16 protein-coding genes are annotated in these 17,686 nt (G+C 65.6%); 10 read left to right on the top strand and 6 right to left on the bottom strand.

Annotated elements, in window-relative coordinates; genetic code table 11:
• Window positions 1–12: 12 nt before the first annotated feature.
• From scpA to QQL28_RS17775, 6 genes are all read left to right on the top strand, one after another.
• Window positions 13–2,169 carry a methylmalonyl-CoA mutase gene (gene scpA / locus QQL28_RS17800; RefSeq protein WP_284267357.1) on the top strand — a complete coding sequence of 719 codons (2,157 nt, stop codon included), beginning with the start codon at window positions 13–15 and terminating at the stop codon, window positions 2,167–2,169.
• Between the two features lie 260 nt (window positions 2,170–2,429).
• On the top strand, window positions 2,430–3,164 hold the full coding sequence (locus tag QQL28_RS17795) for an RsiV family protein (RefSeq protein WP_284267372.1): 735 nt from the start codon (window positions 2,430–2,432) through the stop codon (window positions 3,162–3,164).
• A gap of 127 nt (window positions 3,165–3,291) precedes the next feature.
• Window positions 3,292–4,275 carry a tripartite tricarboxylate transporter substrate binding protein gene (locus tag QQL28_RS17790; RefSeq protein WP_284267356.1) on the top strand — a complete coding sequence of 328 codons (984 nt, stop codon included), beginning with the start codon at window positions 3,292–3,294 and terminating at the stop codon, window positions 4,273–4,275.
• Between the two features lie 81 nt (window positions 4,276–4,356).
• Complete coding sequence (meaB, locus tag QQL28_RS17785) at window positions 4,357–5,346, top strand: methylmalonyl Co-A mutase-associated GTPase MeaB (protein ID WP_284267355.1); 990 nt, start codon at window positions 4,357–4,359, stop codon at window positions 5,344–5,346.
• Window positions 5,343–5,990 carry a pyroglutamyl-peptidase I gene (locus QQL28_RS17780; RefSeq protein ID WP_284267354.1) on the top strand — a complete coding sequence of 216 codons (648 nt, stop codon included), beginning with the start codon at window positions 5,343–5,345 and terminating at the stop codon, window positions 5,988–5,990. The genes meaB and QQL28_RS17780 overlap by 4 nt, the downstream gene beginning before the upstream one ends.
• 217 nt (window positions 5,991–6,207) lie before the next feature.
• A complete protein-coding gene (locus tag QQL28_RS17775; RefSeq protein ID WP_284267353.1) occupies window positions 6,208–7,578 on the top strand; it encodes a TIGR03808 family TAT-translocated repetitive protein in 1,371 nt (456 codons plus the stop codon).
• 187 nt (window positions 7,579–7,765) lie between these two features.
• Here QQL28_RS17775 and QQL28_RS17770 read toward each other — a convergent pair whose 3' ends face one another.
• The 4 genes from QQL28_RS17770 to QQL28_RS17755 all read right to left on the bottom strand — a co-directional run bounded on the left by QQL28_RS17770 (window position 7,766) and on the right by QQL28_RS17755 (window position 11,755).
• Entirely contained in the window at window positions 7,766–8,293 is a 528-nt protein-coding gene (locus QQL28_RS17770) for a TIGR03809 family protein (RefSeq protein ID WP_431309613.1), read from the bottom strand.
• Between the two features lie 483 nt (window positions 8,294–8,776).
• Window positions 8,777–10,477: a S8 family serine peptidase gene (locus QQL28_RS17765; protein ID WP_284267352.1), complete on the bottom strand. Its 1,701-nt coding sequence runs from the start codon at window positions 10,475–10,477 to the stop codon at window positions 8,777–8,779.
• A gap of 13 nt (window positions 10,478–10,490) precedes the next feature.
• Window positions 10,491–11,189: a hypothetical protein gene (locus QQL28_RS17760; RefSeq protein WP_284267351.1), complete on the bottom strand. Its 699-nt coding sequence runs from the start codon at window positions 11,187–11,189 to the stop codon at window positions 10,491–10,493.
• The gene (locus QQL28_RS17755) at window positions 11,186–11,755 is read right to left on the bottom strand and encodes a sigma-70 family RNA polymerase sigma factor (RefSeq protein WP_284267350.1); all 570 of its coding nucleotides are present in this window, start codon (window positions 11,753–11,755) and stop codon (window positions 11,186–11,188) included. The genes QQL28_RS17760 and QQL28_RS17755 overlap by 4 nt, the downstream gene beginning before the upstream one ends.
• Before the next feature lie 473 nt (window positions 11,756–12,228).
• On the opposite strand from QQL28_RS17755, the gene QQL28_RS17750 reads away from it, so the two are divergent.
• Together QQL28_RS17750 and QQL28_RS17745 are read left to right on the top strand one after the other, a co-directional pair.
• Window positions 12,229–13,386: a GGDEF domain-containing protein gene (locus QQL28_RS17750; protein ID WP_284267349.1), complete on the top strand. Its 1,158-nt coding sequence runs from the start codon at window positions 12,229–12,231 to the stop codon at window positions 13,384–13,386.
• A 62-nt stretch (window positions 13,387–13,448) separates the two neighbouring features.
• Window positions 13,449–14,561 (top strand): DUF2336 domain-containing protein, encoded by a 1,113-nt coding sequence (locus QQL28_RS17745; RefSeq protein WP_284267348.1) that lies wholly within the window; start codon window positions 13,449–13,451, stop codon window positions 14,559–14,561.
• 10 nt (window positions 14,562–14,571) lie between these two features.
• Here the strand turns inward: QQL28_RS17745 and QQL28_RS17740 are convergent, their stop codons facing one another.
• Complete coding sequence (locus QQL28_RS17740) at window positions 14,572–15,210, bottom strand: NrsF family protein (RefSeq protein WP_284267347.1); 639 nt, start codon at window positions 15,208–15,210, stop codon at window positions 14,572–14,574.
• A gap of 1 nt (window position 15,211) precedes the next feature.
• On the bottom strand, window positions 15,212–15,757 hold the full coding sequence (locus QQL28_RS17735) for a sigma-70 family RNA polymerase sigma factor (RefSeq protein WP_284267346.1): 546 nt from the start codon (window positions 15,755–15,757) through the stop codon (window positions 15,212–15,214).
• A 297-nt stretch (window positions 15,758–16,054) separates the two neighbouring features.
• Between QQL28_RS17735 and QQL28_RS17730 the strand changes: the two genes are divergently transcribed.
• Together QQL28_RS17730 and QQL28_RS17725 are read left to right on the top strand one after the other, a co-directional pair.
• Window positions 16,055–16,720, top strand: coding sequence for a hypothetical protein (locus QQL28_RS17730; protein WP_284267345.1), 666 nt, complete (start codon window positions 16,055–16,057; stop codon window positions 16,718–16,720).
• A gap of 139 nt (window positions 16,721–16,859) precedes the next feature.
• On the top strand, window positions 16,860–17,639 hold the full coding sequence (locus QQL28_RS17725; RefSeq protein WP_284267344.1) for an enoyl-CoA hydratase: 780 nt from the start codon (window positions 16,860–16,862) through the stop codon (window positions 17,637–17,639).
• Window positions 17,640–17,686 lie beyond the last annotated feature (47 nt).

Raw genomic sequence — 17,686 nt, 5'->3', positions numbered from 1 at the left:
ATGGTTGGAACCATGAGCCGCATCCCCAATTTCGCCGATGTCGCCTTCGAGCGGACCAAAACTGCCGCTCCGGCCGGCAGCGCCGAGCCGTGGCTGACCCCCGAGGGCATCCCGGTCCAGAGCGCCTATGGCGAGACCGATCTCGCCGGCGTCGACTTCCTCGAGACGTTCCCGGGCATCGCGCCGTACCTGCGCGGCCCCTACCCGACCATGTATGTCAACCAGCCCTGGACGGTCAGGCAGTATGCCGGCTTCTCCACGGCGGAGGATTCCAACGCCTTCTATCGGCGCAACCTCGCGGCGGGACAGAAGGGTCTCTCGGTCGCCTTCGATCTCGCGACCCATCGCGGCTATGATTCCGACCATCCGCGCGTCGGCGGCGACGTCGGCATGGCCGGTGTCGCCATCGATTCCATCTACGACATGCGCACGCTGTTTGCGGGCATCCCGCTCGACCGGATGAGCGTGTCCATGACCATGAACGGCGCGGTGCTGCCGATCCTCGCACTGTTCGTGGTGGCGGCGGAAGAACAGGGCGTCGCGCCGGAGAAGCTCTCAGGGACGATTCAGAATGACATTCTGAAAGAGTTCATGGTGCGCAACACCTACATCTATCCGCCGAGCCCATCGATGCGGATCATCTCCGACATCTTCGCCTACACCTCGCAAAAGATGCCGAAGTTCAATTCGATCTCGATCTCCGGCTATCACATGCAGGAGGCCGGCGCGACGCAGGATCTCGAGCTCGCCTATACGCTCGCAGACGGCGTCGAATATCTGCGTGCCGGGTTGGCTGCCGGGCTCGACGTCGACCGCTTCGCGCCGCGCCTGTCGTTCTTCTGGGCGATCGGCATGAACTTCTTCATGGAAGTCGCCAAGATGCGCGCCGCGCGGCTGCTCTGGGCGAAGCTGCTCAAGCCATTCAATCCGAAGGATCCGCGCTCGCTCTCGCTGCGTACGCATTGCCAGACCTCCGGCTGGTCGCTGACCGCGCAGGACGTCTTCAACAACGTGATGCGCACGACGGTGGAGGCGATGGCCGCGACCCAAGGCCACACCCAGTCGCTGCACACCAACGCGCTGGACGAAGCGCTCGCGCTGCCGACCGACTTTTCAGCGCGCATCGCCCGCAACACGCAGCTCTTCCTCCAGCAGGAAAGCGGCACCACCCGCATCATCGATCCCTGGGGCGGCTCCTATTATGTCGAGCGGCTGACGCGCGATCTCGCAGCGAAGGCCTGGGGCCATATCCAGGAGGTCGAGGAGCTCGGCGGCATGGCCAAGGCCATCGAAGCCGGCGTGCCGAAACTGCGCATCGAGGAGGCATCCGCCAAGACACAGGCCCGGATCGATGCGGGCAAGCAGGCGGTGATCGGCGTCAACAAGTACAAGCCATCAGATGAAGCGCCGATCGAGATCCTCAAAGTGGACAATACCAATGTCCGGCGCTTGCAGATCGACAAGCTGACGCGGCTCAAATCCGAGCGCAACCAGAAGGACGTCGAAGCCGCGCTCGCCGCGCTGACGCGCTCGGCCGGCGAAGGCAACGGCAACCTGCTCGCGCTCGCGATCGACGCGGCGCGCGCGAAAGCAACGGTCGGCGAAATTTCCGACGCGATGGAAAAGGTGTTCGGTCGCCACCGCGCCGAGATCAGGTCCATCACCGGCGTCTACAAGCGGGAGGCGTCCGCCATGGGCAGCCAGGTTGAAAAGGTGCAGGCGCTGATCGACGCCTTCGAGGAGGCGGAAGGCCGCCGCCCGCGCATTCTCGTCGCCAAGATCGGCCAGGACGGCCACGACCGCGGGCAGAAGGTGATCGCGTCGGCCTTTGCCGATATCGGCTTCGACGTCGACATCGGACCGCTGTTTGCCACCGCCGATGAAGCCGCGCGCCAGGCGGTCGAGAACGACGTGCACATCCTCGGCGTCTCTTCACTCGCCGCCGCCCACCTCACCGCGGTACCGGAATTGAAGGCGGCGCTGAAGAAGCACGGCCGCGAGGACATCATGATCATCGTCGGCGGCGTGGTGCCGCCGCAGGATTACGACGCACTCCATGCAGCGGGCGCGGAAGCGATCTTCCCACCAGGCACCGTGATCGCGGACGCCGCCGAGGAACTGATCCACAAGCTCAACGCCCGGCTCGGCCATAGCGCGGCGGCGGAGTAGTTCGGCACAGCCCCGCGCTCTCCGACGGAGAACCTGCAGGCGCCTTGCCGCGACCAACCTTCACGATACGGTGTTCCGATTGCGGCGTTCTGCGCCAGTTCATCTGACGCTGTCTATGGCGTGGCAGATGTCCGGGCTCGACCGGCATCGGAAGGAAATATGAATTCATGGGTATTGACGTGACATACTATCGTGCAATCACGCGCGCAGGGCTGCTCCTGCGGACCATCGCGATCCTCTCGGCCGTCGCAGTGGTCTCCATGGTCTCGCCGGCCCATGCGGCTGATCCCAAGCCCGATGCGATCATCAAGAACAGGACCATCGAAGCCCGCGTGCTGCTCGACGACCGGATCAAGGCCGATCCGGCGCTCGCTGCCGATTGCCTCGCCGAGAGCAAGAAGTGGCTCGAGAAGAATGCGGCTGATGCCGCCAGCACGCGCAAGCAGGATCCGCAGTTCTTCCAGAACGGCGGCTGGGATTTCGAGCGCAAATACACGGTACGCTCGGTGGTCGCCGACCGCTATGTCAGCCTGATCCGCGCCGACTACATGGATACGCATGGCGCGCATCCGAATTCCGACGTCAACACGATCCTGTGGGACAAGGCGCAAGCCAAGCGCATATCGATCCGCCCGTTCTTCACCGAGACCGCGGACAACGGAGCGACGATGAAGGCGATGCAAAAGGCCGTGGTCGCCTCGCTGCGAATCGAGAAGAAGAAGCGCGATGCGGGCGAGACGGCCACCAACGAATGGTTCAAGAGCGTCGAGCCGAGCCTGCTCAAGATCGGCGCCGTGACGCTCGCGCCTTCGACCGAGGCCGGCAAGAGCTCCGGTCTCACCTTCCACTTTCCGCCCTATGCGGTCGGCCCCTACGCCGAGGGCGAATATGTCGCCTTCGCGTCGTGGGAGACGCTGAAGCCTTATTTGACGCCGGAAGGCGCGCGAATTTTCGGCGGCGCGCGACCGAAGGGCGACGAAGACGACGGGCAATGATTCGTCGCGGCGACACGTTGCTCACAACGCAAGTGGCGCGGCCGGCTTGCCGCCCCGGTGCAAAGCTGCCAAAACTGTCGCTATAGACAGGGCGTCCGACGTTACAGGCGCCGCTGAAAAGGTGCTCATGTCCGCCATCACGCGCCGCGCCTTCGCGGCATCGTCGGTCGCTGCCGCCGCTCTTGGACTCATGCCGGCACGCGCGGAGACCTATCCGGCGCGGCCCGTGACATTGGTCGTGCCGTGGGGCGCAGGCGGCGGCACGGATGCGACTGCGCGCGTTCTCGCGACGATGCTGGAAAAGGAGCTCGGCCAGCCTTTCAACGTGGTCAATCGGGTCGGCGGCTCCGGCGTCGTCGGCCACACCGCAATCGCAACTGCCACTCCCGACGGCTACACGATCGGCATGCTGACCGTGGAGCTCACCATGATGCATTGGCAGGGGCTCACCGACCTGACGCCGCGGAGCTTCACGCCGCTCGCCATGATGAATGAGGACGCACCGGGCATCCAGGTCTCCTCCGCCTCGCCCTACAGGACGGTCAAGGAATTGGCCGTGACCATCAAGGACGCGCCGCCCGGCAAGTTCAGGGCCTCAGGCACCGGTCAGGGCGGCATCTGGCATCTCGCGCTGATCGGCTGGATGCAGTCGATGGGACTACCGGCCAACCAGATCGCCTGGGTGCCGTCGAACGGTGCCGCACCCGCGATGCAGGATCTCGCGGCTGGCAACATCGATCTCGCCACCTGCTCGGTGCCGGAGGCGCGCCCGGCCATCGAGGCCGGCAAGGTGCGCAGCCTCGCCATCATGGCGCCGGCACGCAACCCTGTTTTCCCCGACGTACCGACCCTCAAGGAAGCGATGGGGATCGACTATTCGATCGGCGGCTGGCGCGGCATCGGCGGACCGAAGGGCCTGCCTCCGGAGATCGCGGCCAGGCTCACGACGACGATGAAGAGGATCTTCGACTCCGCAGAGTTCAGGGCCTTCATTACCAGCCGCGGCTTCGGCATGGCCTGGCGCGATGCCGGCCAGTTCGCCGACTTCATGGACAAGGGCGATGCCCAGATGGGCGCCGCGATGAAGGCCGCCGGCCTCGCCAAGACGTAACGTGTCGAGCGGGGTGAAGCCGGCCGCGTCGATCCCGGCCCCGGCCCTCGCCTGTCCCGCCCGGCCGTTGTAAAGCAGGGCATGATTCAGAAGAAGGCTTCGCTCGACGTCAAAGCCCTCGCCCGGGACGTTCGTTCCGGCAGCCGCGCGGCGCTCGCCCGCGCCATCACGCTGGTGGAGAGCCGGCGCGGCGACCATCAGGCGGCCGCACGCGAGCTGGTGCAACTGCTGCTGCCGGATACCGGCAAGGCAGTTCGCGTCGGCATCACCGGCTCGCCGGGCGTCGGCAAGTCCACCACCATCGATGCGCTCGGCACGTATCTGATTGCGCAAGGCCACAGGATCGCGGTGCTCGCGGTCGATCCGTCCTCGGCGCGCAGCGGCGGCTCGATCCTTGGCGACAAGACCCGGATGGCACAGCTCGCGGCATCCGATCATGCCTATATTCGCCCCTCGCCGTCGTCGGGCACACTCGGCGGCGTCGCCGCCAAGACGCGCGAGGCGATGCTGCTCTGCGAGGCGGCCGGCTTCGACGTCGTGCTGGTCGAGACCGTCGGCATCGGCCAGTCCGAGACTGCGGTCTGCGACATGACCGATTTCTTCCTCGCGTTGATGCTGCCGGGCGGCGGCGACGAATTGCAGGGCATCAAGAAGGGCCTGGTCGAGCTCGCCGACATGATCGCAATCAACAAGGCCGACGGCGACAATCTCAAGCGCGCCAACATGACGGCCGCCGACTATCGCGGCGCGCTGCATATTCTGGCACCGCGCTCGGAGCATTGGCACCCGCCGGTCGAGACCTACTCGGCGCTGACCGGCACTGGCATCGCAAAACTGTGGCAAAAGATCCTCGATCATCGCAAGGCGATGAGCGCGTCGGGCGATTTTGCCGCGCGTCGACGCGAGCAGCAGGTGAAATGGATGTGGTCGATGCTGGAGCAGCGCATGCTGTCGCGGCTGCGCACCGAGGCTTCCGTCCGCGCCAGGGTGAAGAAGATCGAGGCCGAGGTCGCCGATGGCCGCGTCACGCCGGCGCTCGCCGCCGAGCACATCATGGAGCTCCTGCAATGAGCGGCAAGCTTCGCGTCCTTCTCACCGGCTTCGGCACGTTCCCCGGCGCGCCCTACAATCCGACGCAGCCGCTGGTCGCGCGGCTGTCGCGGCTGCGCCGTCCGGCGTTCGACGGCGTCGAGCTCGCGACCCACATCTTCCCGGTGACCTACGCCGCGGTGGACCGGCAATTGCCGGAGGTGCTCGCAAAGGTGAGGCCCGATGCGCTTCTGATGTTCGGCCTCGCCGCACGCACCTCACACCTGCGCATCGAGACCCGCGCGCGCAATGCCGTCACCATGCTCTGGCCCGATGCCGCAAATACCCGTTCCCGCAAAGGCGCGATCGCAGCGAACGCGGACGCGATGATGTTCGGCCCGCACACTGCAAAACTCCTGCGGGCCGCGCGACTGACCGGGATCGACGCGCGGACCTCGCGCGATGCCGGCGCCTATCTCTGCAACTATCTGAGCTGGCGCGCGATCGAGAGCGTGAACGCCGGCGGGCCAAAGCTTGCGGCGTTCATCCACATCCCGCTGCTGTCTCGGCGTGGCGCGTCGCGGCGCAAGGGAGCGCCGCGCATCACGCTGGAGGAACTGGTCGATGCCGGCGAAGCGATGCTGATGGAAATGGTGCGATCGGCGCGGCACAGTGCGGCTGCGTAGGTGGGTTAGCGCAACCCACCACTTTGGCTTCCAAAGGCTCCGTACTCGCGATGAAATGGTGGTGGGTTACGCCTTCGGCTAACCCACCCTACGGCACCTCTTCCTGGGTAAACATTTAACCCTACCCGCAACAATCGTCCGGCGGTTGGCCGCCCTGCCCCATTTCTGCGCTACCTAACGCGCGCGGATGCGTCCCGCGTCCGCCGGAGGACGCGTTATGGACCTCAATCGTCGCCATCTCATCGGAGCTTCCACCGCCGGCCTTGCCGGTGCGCTGGCCATGCCCGTCGATGCCGCGCGCGCAGCACCCTTGACGTCCATGCGGGGACGCGACGCCACGCAGTATGGCGTGCGGCCCGGCAGCAGCGAGGACCAGACGCGCGCGCTCCAGCGCGCAATCGATGACGCCGCACGCGCGCAAATGCCGCTGGCGTTCCCGCCCGGCATCTACCGCACCGGGCTGTTGCGGCTGCAAAACGGCTCGCAACTCGTGGGCGTGCGCGGTGCCACGAAATTCATCTTCAGCGGTGGTCCCTCGATGGTCCTCAGCGAGGGTGCCGGCTCGATCGGCCTTACGGGCATTACCTTCGACGGCGGCGGCATTGCGCTGCCGACGCGCCGCGGCCTCATCCACTGTCTCGGCGGACGCGACGTCCGCATTCTCGATTGCGAGATCACGGGCTCTGGCGGCAGCGGCATCTGGCTCGAGCAGATCGCCGGAGACATCTCGGGCAACATCTTCACCAACATCGCCGTGACGGCTGTAGTCTCGTTCGATGCCAGGGGACTCATCGTCTCGCGCAACACGATTCTCGGCACCAACGACAACGGCATCGAGATCCTGCGCACCGCCATTGGCGACGACGGCACGCTGGTCGCCGACAATCGCATCGAGGACATCAAGGCCGGCCCCGGCGGCTCCGGACAATACGGCAACGCCATCAACGCCTTCCGCGCCGGCAACGTCATCGTGCGTGGCAACCGCATCCGGAATTGCGACTACTCGGCGGTGCGTGGCAATTCGGCCTCCAACATCCAGATCACCGGCAACAGCGTCAGCGACGTGCGCGAGGTCGCGCTCTATTCGGAGTTCTCGTTCGAGGCCGCGGTGATCGCCAACAACACGGTGGATGGTGCCGCCGTCGGCGTCTCCGTCTGCAACTTCAACGAAGGCGGCCGCATCGCGGTGGTCCAGGGCAACATCGTCCGCAACCTGATCCCGAAACGTCCGATCGGTACCGCGCCCGACGACGATGCCGGCGTCGGCATATATGTCGAGGCTGACACCTCCGTCACCGGCAACGTGATCGAGAATGCGCCGTCCTACGGCATCGTCGCCGGCTGGGGCAAATATCTGCGCGACGTCGCGATCTCGGGCAACGTAATCCGCAAGGCCCTCGCCGGCGTCGGCGTGTCCATCGTGCCGGGCGCCGGCACCGCGCTCGTCAACAACAACATGATCTCCGAGACCCCCCTCGGCGCCGTCGTTGGCCTCGACCACGCGCGAACCGTCACGACGGATCTCGCAGCCGACGGCGCGCAGCGCATTGCACAGGTAATGGTGGGCGGGAATGCGGTGCGGCGGTGAGACACACTCGGTGTCGTCCTGGACAAGCGAAGCGCAGATCCAGGACCCAACACAGGATTGGGTTAAGTGCGTGGTACTGGCCGCATCGCCTCATTGAGAGATTCCGCGGTATGGGTCCCCACAAGTTCTCCCAGCTTTCGCCAGGACGACGGCGGAATGTTTGGCGAGCGTCCCCGTCCTCTAAAGACTAAAACGCATTCCTCAGCAGCGGATATTTCGCTTCGATGCCGTCGAGGCTGAAGGTGAATTCGACAACCCTTTCGGGGATTGCGGGCGGTGGCTCGGGGGCGATCGGGGCTTCGGTGATCTCGGTGAGCCGTTCGGGCATGCCGGCGAAGCCGACCGGCACGACCGTTTCCGGCACGATGTGCACGGCCTTGGGCTGCAGTGTCTTGGGCTGCAGTGTCTTGGGCTGCACGGTCTGGACGGGCGCGTGCCGCACCGTCTCCCGTGACAAGGCCGCCGGCGACCAGCCCAACGCCACCGTCCCGACGGGGCTCATCGCGGGCACGTCAGCACCGTCAGCGAGCGCCCGCCAGGTCTGCACGGCGCGCTTGGCTTCCTGGATGTTTTCGAGAAAGGCGACTTCGGAGTGATACCGGCGCCAGCGTCCGGTCTCGAACATTTCGGTGAGATGCTCCAGCCGCTGCTCGGCGAGTGCGCACCAGCGCACGGCGATGTCGCGGCCGCGAGCCACGTCTTGGCGATGTGTCATGAACCAGTCCGTCAGGAGAGAGCCACCGACGCGGGACGCAACGCACGCGAATCAATTTAGACGTGACGTTATTATTTTGTGGAAAAGTTTTGACTTGTCCAGCGGCGACACAAATTTCGTGACGGGATTCCGTAGTCGCGCGGAGATTTCGCAGGCTTTCGTCGTCAAGCCCCGCGCAAGCATGGCGGTCTTGCAGCGCACTGCGCCAGTCGATTCGCAAACGATCATCTGCCCTGACTCAACCCGGAGCTGAATGGGGGAGCGCTTCGGAGATCGAGAGCCCCAAAAGAAAAGACCCGTCCGGGGGGACAACCGGACGGGTCAAGCCATATGGGCGCTTGGGGTGGATGGGCGCTCGCGCCTGATATGACTGATGGGGAGGGATGACCGCTCCCACATCATTTGGTCGTGGCACGGGGACGAACGTTCAAAACCCGTCCCGTGATTTTTTAACCTTCGCAGCCCGCGCGAGCTCGCGCGCAACTATCGTGCGGCAGGTCTATCCACTTGAGAAAGCGTGGATTTATCCGCGACGCCGGAAAGCGAGGGTTGCTCCAGCGCGCGTGTTCCAGGCTCTTCGCGACGTTCCGACGCATCTTCACGTTTTGTTGTCCCCGGCACCGCCGCAACCGGCGTCGCACCATCGACGGCAACCGCCATGACCGCGGCGTAGGCATCTGCCTCGCCGTCGCCGAACAGATCGTCGCGGCCCGGTGTTCCCAAGTCGCGGGCGGTCTTTGCAAGCGTCAGGCGCAGCGCTTCCGGCTTCAAAGCGTAGTTGCGCTCCAGAAGCAGCGCGGCGACGCCGGAGACGTAGGCTGCCGAGAACGAGGTGCCCGACGTCATCTGGTATTTGCCATCCGGCGCCGGAAGGAAGATGTCGACGCCGGGCGCGGCGAGCGCGATATGGCTGCCGCGGTTAGAGGCGGAGAACAGCTTGTCCTGCGCATCGGTCGCGCTGACCGCGATCACGTTGGGATTGGCCGCGGGATAAAGCGGCGGCGATTTCGCGCCGGCATTTCCGGCCGCCGCAACCAGCACCAGCCCGCGCGCGGCGGTCGCCGCGATGGCGCGCTCGATTACCGCGTCCTTCGGCCCGGCAAAACTCATATTGACGATCTGCGCGCCGTGCTCGGCAGCGTAGTTCAGCGATCTCAGGATCACGTAGGATGAGCTCTCGGCGCCCCCCGTGGTGCCGCCGAAGGCGCGGATCGCGATGATGCGCGCCTCGGGCGCGCTTCCCATCAGACGTGCATGGGACACGATCGCGCCGGCAATGCCGGTGCCGTGAACGTGCGGCCCTTCCTTGCTGCCGAGCGCGTCGAAATTGTCGGCGATTGAATTGGCAAGCTCGGGATGGCTGGTGTCGATCCCGGAATCGATCACCGCGACCGTGACGTTCGCGCCGTGCACCAGCATATGCGCCTCCGGCAGGCGCAGCTTTGCCAGCACGTATTGCGCGGGGTCGCCTTCTGCCGGCGCGCCCGCCTTCTGGTCCTGGAGCACGTAACGGAAATTCGGCTGCACCGCGCGTACGCCGTTCGCAGCGGCGAATTCGCGGCGTACTGTGTCGTAGGGCCGGCCATCGGTGATGCGGAACAGCCCGATGGTGGCGCCGATCAGCGGAAAGCTCTCCGACGCAATGCGGGTCAGGCCGTGGGTGCGCGCAAGCGCATCGGCATCGGTCGTCGAAAGGTTGCTGTCGAGCTCGGCCACGAACTCATTGGTGACACTGCGCGATGTGGTGCTCGCCTGCGCCGCGTTGCGGCCCGAATTGCCGGAGCCCTTCTTGCCCGATTTGCCCGAACCGCCGCCGGCCGCATTCGGCTGGCCCAGGCATTCGCCGTCGGCGTCGCGATAAGGCGCGCTACAGGCAGGATAAAGATTGGGCGAATAGCGTACGTAAGGCAGCACCGTCGTCGGGGCCATCCGCGCCGTCAGCCGGGGCGTCACCCTGGGTCCGCGATCGACGCTGGTTACCGCCCGCCCGGTGACGACGGGACTGCCGCGCCCCGTCACCGTCGGGCTGATGGTCGGCACGCGGGAGGGAATGCTGATCGTCGGCGTGCGCATGATCGCCTGCGCGTGCGCGACCTCGCCGCCGAAAGCACCGAGCAAGAGAACCGCGCCCACTGACGAAGCGTAGGCACCCGCTCTCGACACGGTTTCGGACTTGCGCTGCATGACCCTTGGGCGCTTAAGGCGCCGCCACGGCGAGGTTGACGATCTTCTCGCGCTGCATCCTGCCGAGCAGCGCGGCTAGCTCGTCGTTGTTCATCGCCTTGCTGAACTGGAGGCGGAACATGCCGCCCTTGGCGCCGTCAACGATCGAGGCCTGGTAGCTGTCGAGCAGCGCGGTGATGTCGGCGACCCGCGCGTCCGGCGTGAACCGCACCAGCGCATGCGACGACGCCGCAGGCGCGGCCCCGAGCTCGCGCGTGATCGGCGCGTCCGTAGAGAGCGAGGCGGTCTGGAAGGTCGCGCTCTGGTTCTTGACCAGCACGGCCCCTATGATTCCGGCCTGGAGCAGCAGCGCGATCGCGCCGAGGCTCGCCGACCAGGCGAGCGTGCGCGGCGACAGGCTCGCGAAGAACGTGGAAATGCGTGTCGAGAGCGGCAGCGCTACGGGCCCGCGTGCGGGTTCCGCGTCGATCTCGGCGAACAACTTCTGCATCGCGCGGGCCGACGGAGCACCGAGGCTCTCGTTGAGATGGATGGTCTCTTCGTATTCGGCGCGGATCGCGTCGTACTGCCTGGCCAATTCAGGATCGCGTGCGAGCGCGTCCTCGACCTTGCGTGCGTCGCGCGGGTTCAGCGTGCCGGCGGCATGCCATGGCAGCAGCATCTCAATTTCACTGGGCTCTTGCTCCAGCATCTTCTTGCTCAATGCCATCATGGCCAGCCTCGTTCAACACCGGCCGCCTTGAGCAGCTCGGCAAGTTTCTTGCGCGCATAGAACAAGCGCGTCTTCACGGTGTTCTCCGGTATTCCGACGATTTCGGCCACCTCTTCCACGGATTTCTCGTGGTAGTAGACGAGATCGACGATTTCCCGATGTTCCGGCGACAGTGCCGTCAAACACTCTCGCAACGCTTCACTGGTATCCTTCTTCTGCACCGCCGTTTCGGGATCATCGGACGTATCCTCGATCGCGTTGGCGGCCTCTTCGTCCAGCTCGAGATCCTTCCTGCGCCGAAGCGCAGACAGGGCCTTGAATCGGGTGATTGCCAGCAGCCAGGTGGAAACAGCGGATCGGCCCTCGAACTTTCCGGCCTGACGCCAGACGTCGAGAAACACCTCACTGATCAGGTCCTCAGCGACCTGCTCATCGCGCACGAGCCTAAGCCCGAAGCGATAGACCCTGACATGGTGCCGCCCGTACAGCACCTGCATAGCGAGCCGGTCGCCTTGGGCGATCCGGGCGATCAGGACTTCGTCCGAAGCCGCCTGTGTCACGCTCAAAGGCCGTCTCGCAAAGTTGGTCGGGTCGAAACGGCAGGCGGTTCGACGGGTGGCGCAAGAATCTTCAACCTACCGCAGTCGTACGGGGACATGTGTGATGTACCCCACATACGCGCGTATTCTTGCAGCCCTCGGGGGCTCGCTGAAAATGGTAACATAGTACTAGAACTTTTCCTTGCGGAGCGCCCGCAGGCGCGGCCCGATCTTACCAAGCCTCGATCCATAACGCAGCCTTGTGCAGCGCATTCGCCGGCCAATTGACTGTATCTCCGGACCTTACCGTTGACCTTATCCGTGGCCCATTGCTTGGCCCATTCCCTGGCCTATCGTCGACAATCCCTAATCGCTCGCTAATTTCCGTGTCGGATCAAGGCGCTTACCCGGGCGGCAAGCCCGGATTCGCGTCCCAAGGATACCAAACCTAAAGGCTTGCCACGTAGATTTTTGCACTGACATTCACCAATGGCAGGTTCATGAGCACGGCCGCGACATCCATCCCGGAGCGGAATGCAGCAGAGGTCGCGGATCTCGTCCTGTCGTCCGACAAGGCCACGCCGGAGGCCGTCGCGCGCCGCGCGCAGCAGCGGCGCCAGATGTATATCGGCCAGGTCGCGAGCTACTCGCTCGGCGCCTCCGTCCTGTTGCTCTATGCCTATGACGGCGCGATCCCGATGATCGTGCCGTCGCTGTTCTGGCTCGGCGGGCTGATGATCATCGGAACCTTCGCGGTGCTGTCGGAGGCCGGCGTCGTCGAGCGGTACAAGGACCACTATCTCACGGTCTTCCAGATCTCGGCGCATATGACGCTCCAGCTCATCTTCGTGCTGGCAGTGCCGACGATCGGGATCGCGTTCATCAGTGTGCTGTTCCTGGTTTTCGCATTCGGCACGCTGCGCATGACCTCGCAGCAGGCGATGCTGACCTGGACGCTCGTGACCGCGGGGCTCGGCTTCATCTTCCTGATTTCCGACCTGCCGATCGGCATCCCGGTGACGAGCCGGCTCGAGCGGCTCGCATCGATGCTGTGCTTCGTCCTGGTGATCGGGCAGTGCGCCTTCCTCGGCCTGTTCGGCAGCACGCTGCGCAAGATCCTTTACCGGCGCAGCATCGAGCTGAAGGCCGCTTATCAGCGTATCGAGGAGCTCGCCGAGCTCGACGAGCTCACCGGCTCGCTCAACCGCCGCTCGATCATGCGCGCGCTCGATGAGGAGATCGCCGGCGCGCGCGAGGCAAAAGCGCCCTGCTCGGCCGCACTCATCGATCTCGACTGGTTCAAGCGCATCAACGACGCTCACGGCCATCCGACCGGCGACGAGGTGCTGCGCACTTTCGCCATCACCATCTTCGCCAATATCCGCCCGGGCGACCGCTTCGGCCGTTACGGCGGCGAGGAGTTCCTGCTGCTGATGCCGGACACCTCGGGCGAAGCCGCCATGCGCATGCTCGACCGCCTGCGCATGATCGTGGCCGAGCTCGACTGGAGCGCGTTCGCGCCCGGCATGCGTGTAACGATTTCCGCTGGCGTCGCAGCACTGCGCGACAATGATAATGCCGACACATTTCTCGCGCGCGCCGACAGCGCGCTCTATTCCGCCAAGGCGCACGGACGCAACCGCATTGCGACCGGCTGACCAATCCATTTTTGTCCGGCGGCGCTGAAAGACCGCCGGACCGAACGCTCCAGGACAGGGCCATGAGATCGAAACCCGCCAAAGAATCCGCCAAGGTTTCCGAAAACCTGCTCGACGAATTGCAGGCGACGCTGTCCCACGGCACGGTTGCGCGCCGGGTCGAGACGCTGCGCCGCGTCACAGATCTCTTCATCGGCGGCGTGGTGGACTATTCCGACGACCAGGTCGCCGTGTTCGACGACGTCTTCCAGTGCCTGATCGACCATATCGAGACCTCGGCCAAGGTGCTGCTCGCCGGGCGTCTTGCGCCGGTCAACATGGCACCTCTCATGACCATCCGCACGCTCGCGCTCGACGACGTCATCGAGGTCGCCGGCCCCGTGCTGTCGAAGTCCGAGCGGCTGGACGAGGCGACCCTGATCGAGATCGCACGCAGCAAGAGCCAGGCGCATCTCAAGGCGATCTCGCTGCGCCGCGTCCTGTCCGACGCGCTCACCGACGTGCTGGTGGCGCGCGGCGATGACGAGGTGGTGCAGTCGACGGTCAAGAACCCCGGCGCGCAATTCACGGAGATGACCCTCAGCGAGTTGGTCGGCCGCGCCGAACGCGACGACGACCTCGCAACGTGCGTGGGCCTGCGTCCCGACCTGCCGCGTCATCACTATCTGAAGCTGATCGCGAAGGCCTCCTTGAGCGTGCGCAGGAAGCTCGAAGCCGCCAATCCCGGTCAGGCCGACGCCGTGCTCAGCGCGGTCCAGGAGGCAGCCCAGCGCGTCCGCACCGCGACCATGACGAGACAGACGGAGATGGCGCGCGCGCTGGTGAAATCGCTGTTCGAGGATGGCCGTCTCACCGAGCACCAGGTCACGGCCTTCGCCGAACAGAACAAGTTCGACGAGGCCAATGCCGGGCTCGCGGCGCTCGCGGGCATCCCGGTTGCGATCGCCGAGAACATGATGATCGAGAGCCGCACCGAGGGCGTGATGATCCTCGCCAAGGTCGCCGGCCTGTCATGGGGAAGCGTGCGCGCGATCATCGCGATGCGCGACAAGCTGTCCGGCGGCGATCCGACCGACCTGTTGACCGCAAGGGATACTTACGAGGCGCTGCGCACCTCGACCGCGCAGCAGGTGCTGCGCTTCCATCGCATGCAGCAGAGCACCGCTCCGGCGTAACCCGCGCGGGTTAGTATCTCAGCACTTTCGCCCCGACGAGCGCGCCGATCGCGGTCACGAGCGCGGCGGCGAGCGTGTACCAGGTCGCCACGAACAACGGCGAATCGTCGGTGCAGTGCGAGGCGTAGAGCGTCGCCGCCAGCCCCGCCGACAACAGGCCGGCGAGCGCGCCGGCAAGCGCAGGCCGCGACGGTGCGCCGTGCCGCAGACCGAACAGCGCACCCGCGAGCAGCGGCAGCGACATCGCGGGGATCGCCGACAGGCACACCCTGGAATTCTTGCCGACGAGCCGCATCGTCATCGGCATGGCGGGGGCCATCATCATCTCGCCGCCGATCGCCACCGCAAGCAGGGCCACGGGGAGCAGCAGCAGCCAGCCCCAGCCGCGCATCAAGGCCTCGGGCCGCGACAGATGCAGGCTGATCACGATCGCGGGGATCGCGAGCGACAGGGTGACTGCGAACTTCATGTCGAAGAACGGATTGTGCATCGCGCTCATCACGTCCGGCCGCACGCCGAGGAAAGTGGCAAAGATCAGGATCGTGAGCGGCGCAGCCACCAGCAGCGAGAGCGCCAGCACGGCGCCGACCTTCGGCGCGTGATGAGCGTTGTCGGCCGCGAGCGTGCGAATGAGTTGATCGGTATCCATCTCACCTGTCCCGCAATTTGGCGGTAAGCGCGGCCAGCCCCCGATGCAGCGCGACGCGCACCGCGCCCTCGCTCATCGACAACTTCGACGCCGTGTCCTTGATCGAGGTGCTGTCGACCGCAATCGACTGCAACACGTCGCGCTGGCGCTGCGGCAGCGTGGCAAGCTGCGCCGCGACCTCGCCTGCGGAGGCTGTCTCCTGCGGCGCCTCGCCCGGCAGCGTCTCGGCGAAATCGTCGATATTGACGAAGATCCGCCTGCCCCGTCGCCTCAGCGCGTCGATCAGCTTGTTGCGGGCGATCGCGAACAGCCAGGGCGCGAAAGGCGCTTCGCTGTCCCAGGTATGCCGCTTCAAATGCACCGCCAGCAAAATGTCCTGCACGATATCCTCGGCTTGATCGGGAGGCTGGCCGGCCCGCGCGAGACCGCGCCGGGCGGCAGCCCGAAGCACCGGCGTGACCGCTTTCAGCAGGCGATGATACGCCGCATCATCCCCTGCCATGGCCGACCGCATCAGGCCGGTCCATTCGTCCTCACGTCCGCGCACGCGCGCCCCTCACACGGCAATTCGGCCGCTCTTTCAATTTGTTACACCGACCATGCAAGATCACGAAATCGTGATCGAGCGGCGGGCAGCGCATCGCCCCACGGTCCGGCCGAGCCGGCAAGCCCGGGAGGCTCATAACACCGTTCGGTTCGGCTCGCACCCGCCGAGCCGGCCAAACGCGCCGGATTGCCCCGTTTTCGCCCGCACAGGCCCGAAGATTCCCATTTTCTGCCCCGTTGCGGTCACGCCCCGGGAGTCTCTGTTCGCATCGGGCGGGCGCATTGGGGAGATCGTTAAATGATCAGAGCCAACGGGCGTGTCGCGTTAGTTCTGGGCGCCGGACTTTTTCTGCTGTTCGGGGGCGCCTCGCAGGCGGCACCGACCGCGTCCACGTCGGACAACACCGACAGCGCGACCAAATCGGCCGAGACCGTCACGCCAACGAAACACCGGCGTCACGCCGCCCGTCACCACACCAGCAAGACAGCGCAGAAGTCGTCCGACGACAAAGCCGACAAGAGCGCCACAAAGGACGCGGCGAGCACAGCGCCCGATGATACCGCCGCGCCGGCCTCGAGCACGATGCCGCCGTCGGTCGCCAACGCCAATGCGCAGCTCGCCTCGGCCGATACACCAGTCGCCGCAGCGGCCACGGCCATGACGTCGCGGGCCAATGACAATTTGCAGGCTGCGGCGGACCAGGCGACGACAGCGCCGGCACCGGACGGCCAGATGGCGGCGTCCGATCAGCCGGGCGATGCCGCCCAGCAGCCGGACAACCCGCTCGCGCAGAAGACCGTTATCGCCGCAACCGACGCGCAGCCGCGCCCGGCTCCGGTGATGGCTGCCGCGAGCAGCGAAAACTCGGCCTGGGACCAGAGCTCGCTGATCGGCAAGATCTTCATCGGCTTCGGCGCCCTCCTGACGCTGGCCTCGGCCGCGCGCATGTTCATGGCTTCCTGAATTCTTGGCCTGAATTCTTGATCTGAGCCGGTTCCGGGGCGCGCGGCTCGCGCGTCCCGTGAGGCGTTTTCGCCCTCTTGAAGCTCGCCGCGCCAGCGGGCACATTGCCCGCTGAAATCGAAGAATGCGTGGGTGGAGCATGAGCACGTTCGAGCACATCATCGTCGAAAGCAAAGGCGCGGTCGGCATCATCAAGCTGAACCGCCCGAAGATGCTCAATGCACTGTCCTTCGGCGTCTTCCGCGAGATCGCGGCCGCCGTCGACGATCTCGAGGCCGATGACGCGATCGGCTGCATCGTCGTTACCGGCAGCGAGAAGGCATTCGCCGCAGGCGCCGACATCAAGGAGATGCAGCCGAAAGGCTTCATCGACATGTTCTCGGAAGATTTCGCCGCGATCGGCGGCGACCGCGTGGCGCGCTGCCGCAAGCCGACGATTGCGGCGGTCGCGGGCTACGCGCTCGGCGGCGGCTGCGAGCTTGCGATGATGTGCGACATCATCATCGCCGCCGACACCGCGAAATTCGGCCAGCCCGAGATCACGCTCGGCACCATTCCCGGGATCGGCGGCACGCAGCGCCTGACGCGCGCGATCGGCAAGTCCAAGGCGATGGATCTCTGCCTCACCGGCCGCATGATGGATGCGGCGGAAGCCGAGCGAAGCGGCCTCGTCAGCCGCGTGGTCCCCGCCGACAAGCTGATGGACGAGGTGATCGCGGCCGCCGAGAAGATCGCCGCGATGTCGCAGCCTGCGGCCGCCATGGCCAAGGAAGCGGTCAACCGCGCCTTCGAGACCACGCTCGCCGAGGGCATGCAGGTTGAGCGCAACCTGTTCCACGCGACCTTCGCGCTGGAAGACCGCTCGGAGGGCATGGCCGCCTTCATCGAGAAGCGCAAGCCGCTGAACAAGAATCGGTAAGGCTGGTGTAAGGCTCCCCATCCCTTCCGGTAGAATCCTGTGACGTA

The organism is Bradyrhizobium iriomotense (assembly GCF_030160715.1).
GTDB classification, from domain to species: Bacteria; Pseudomonadota; Alphaproteobacteria; order Rhizobiales; family Xanthobacteraceae; genus Bradyrhizobium; species Bradyrhizobium iriomotense.
This window is presented reverse-complemented; position numbering and strand designations above follow the sequence as displayed.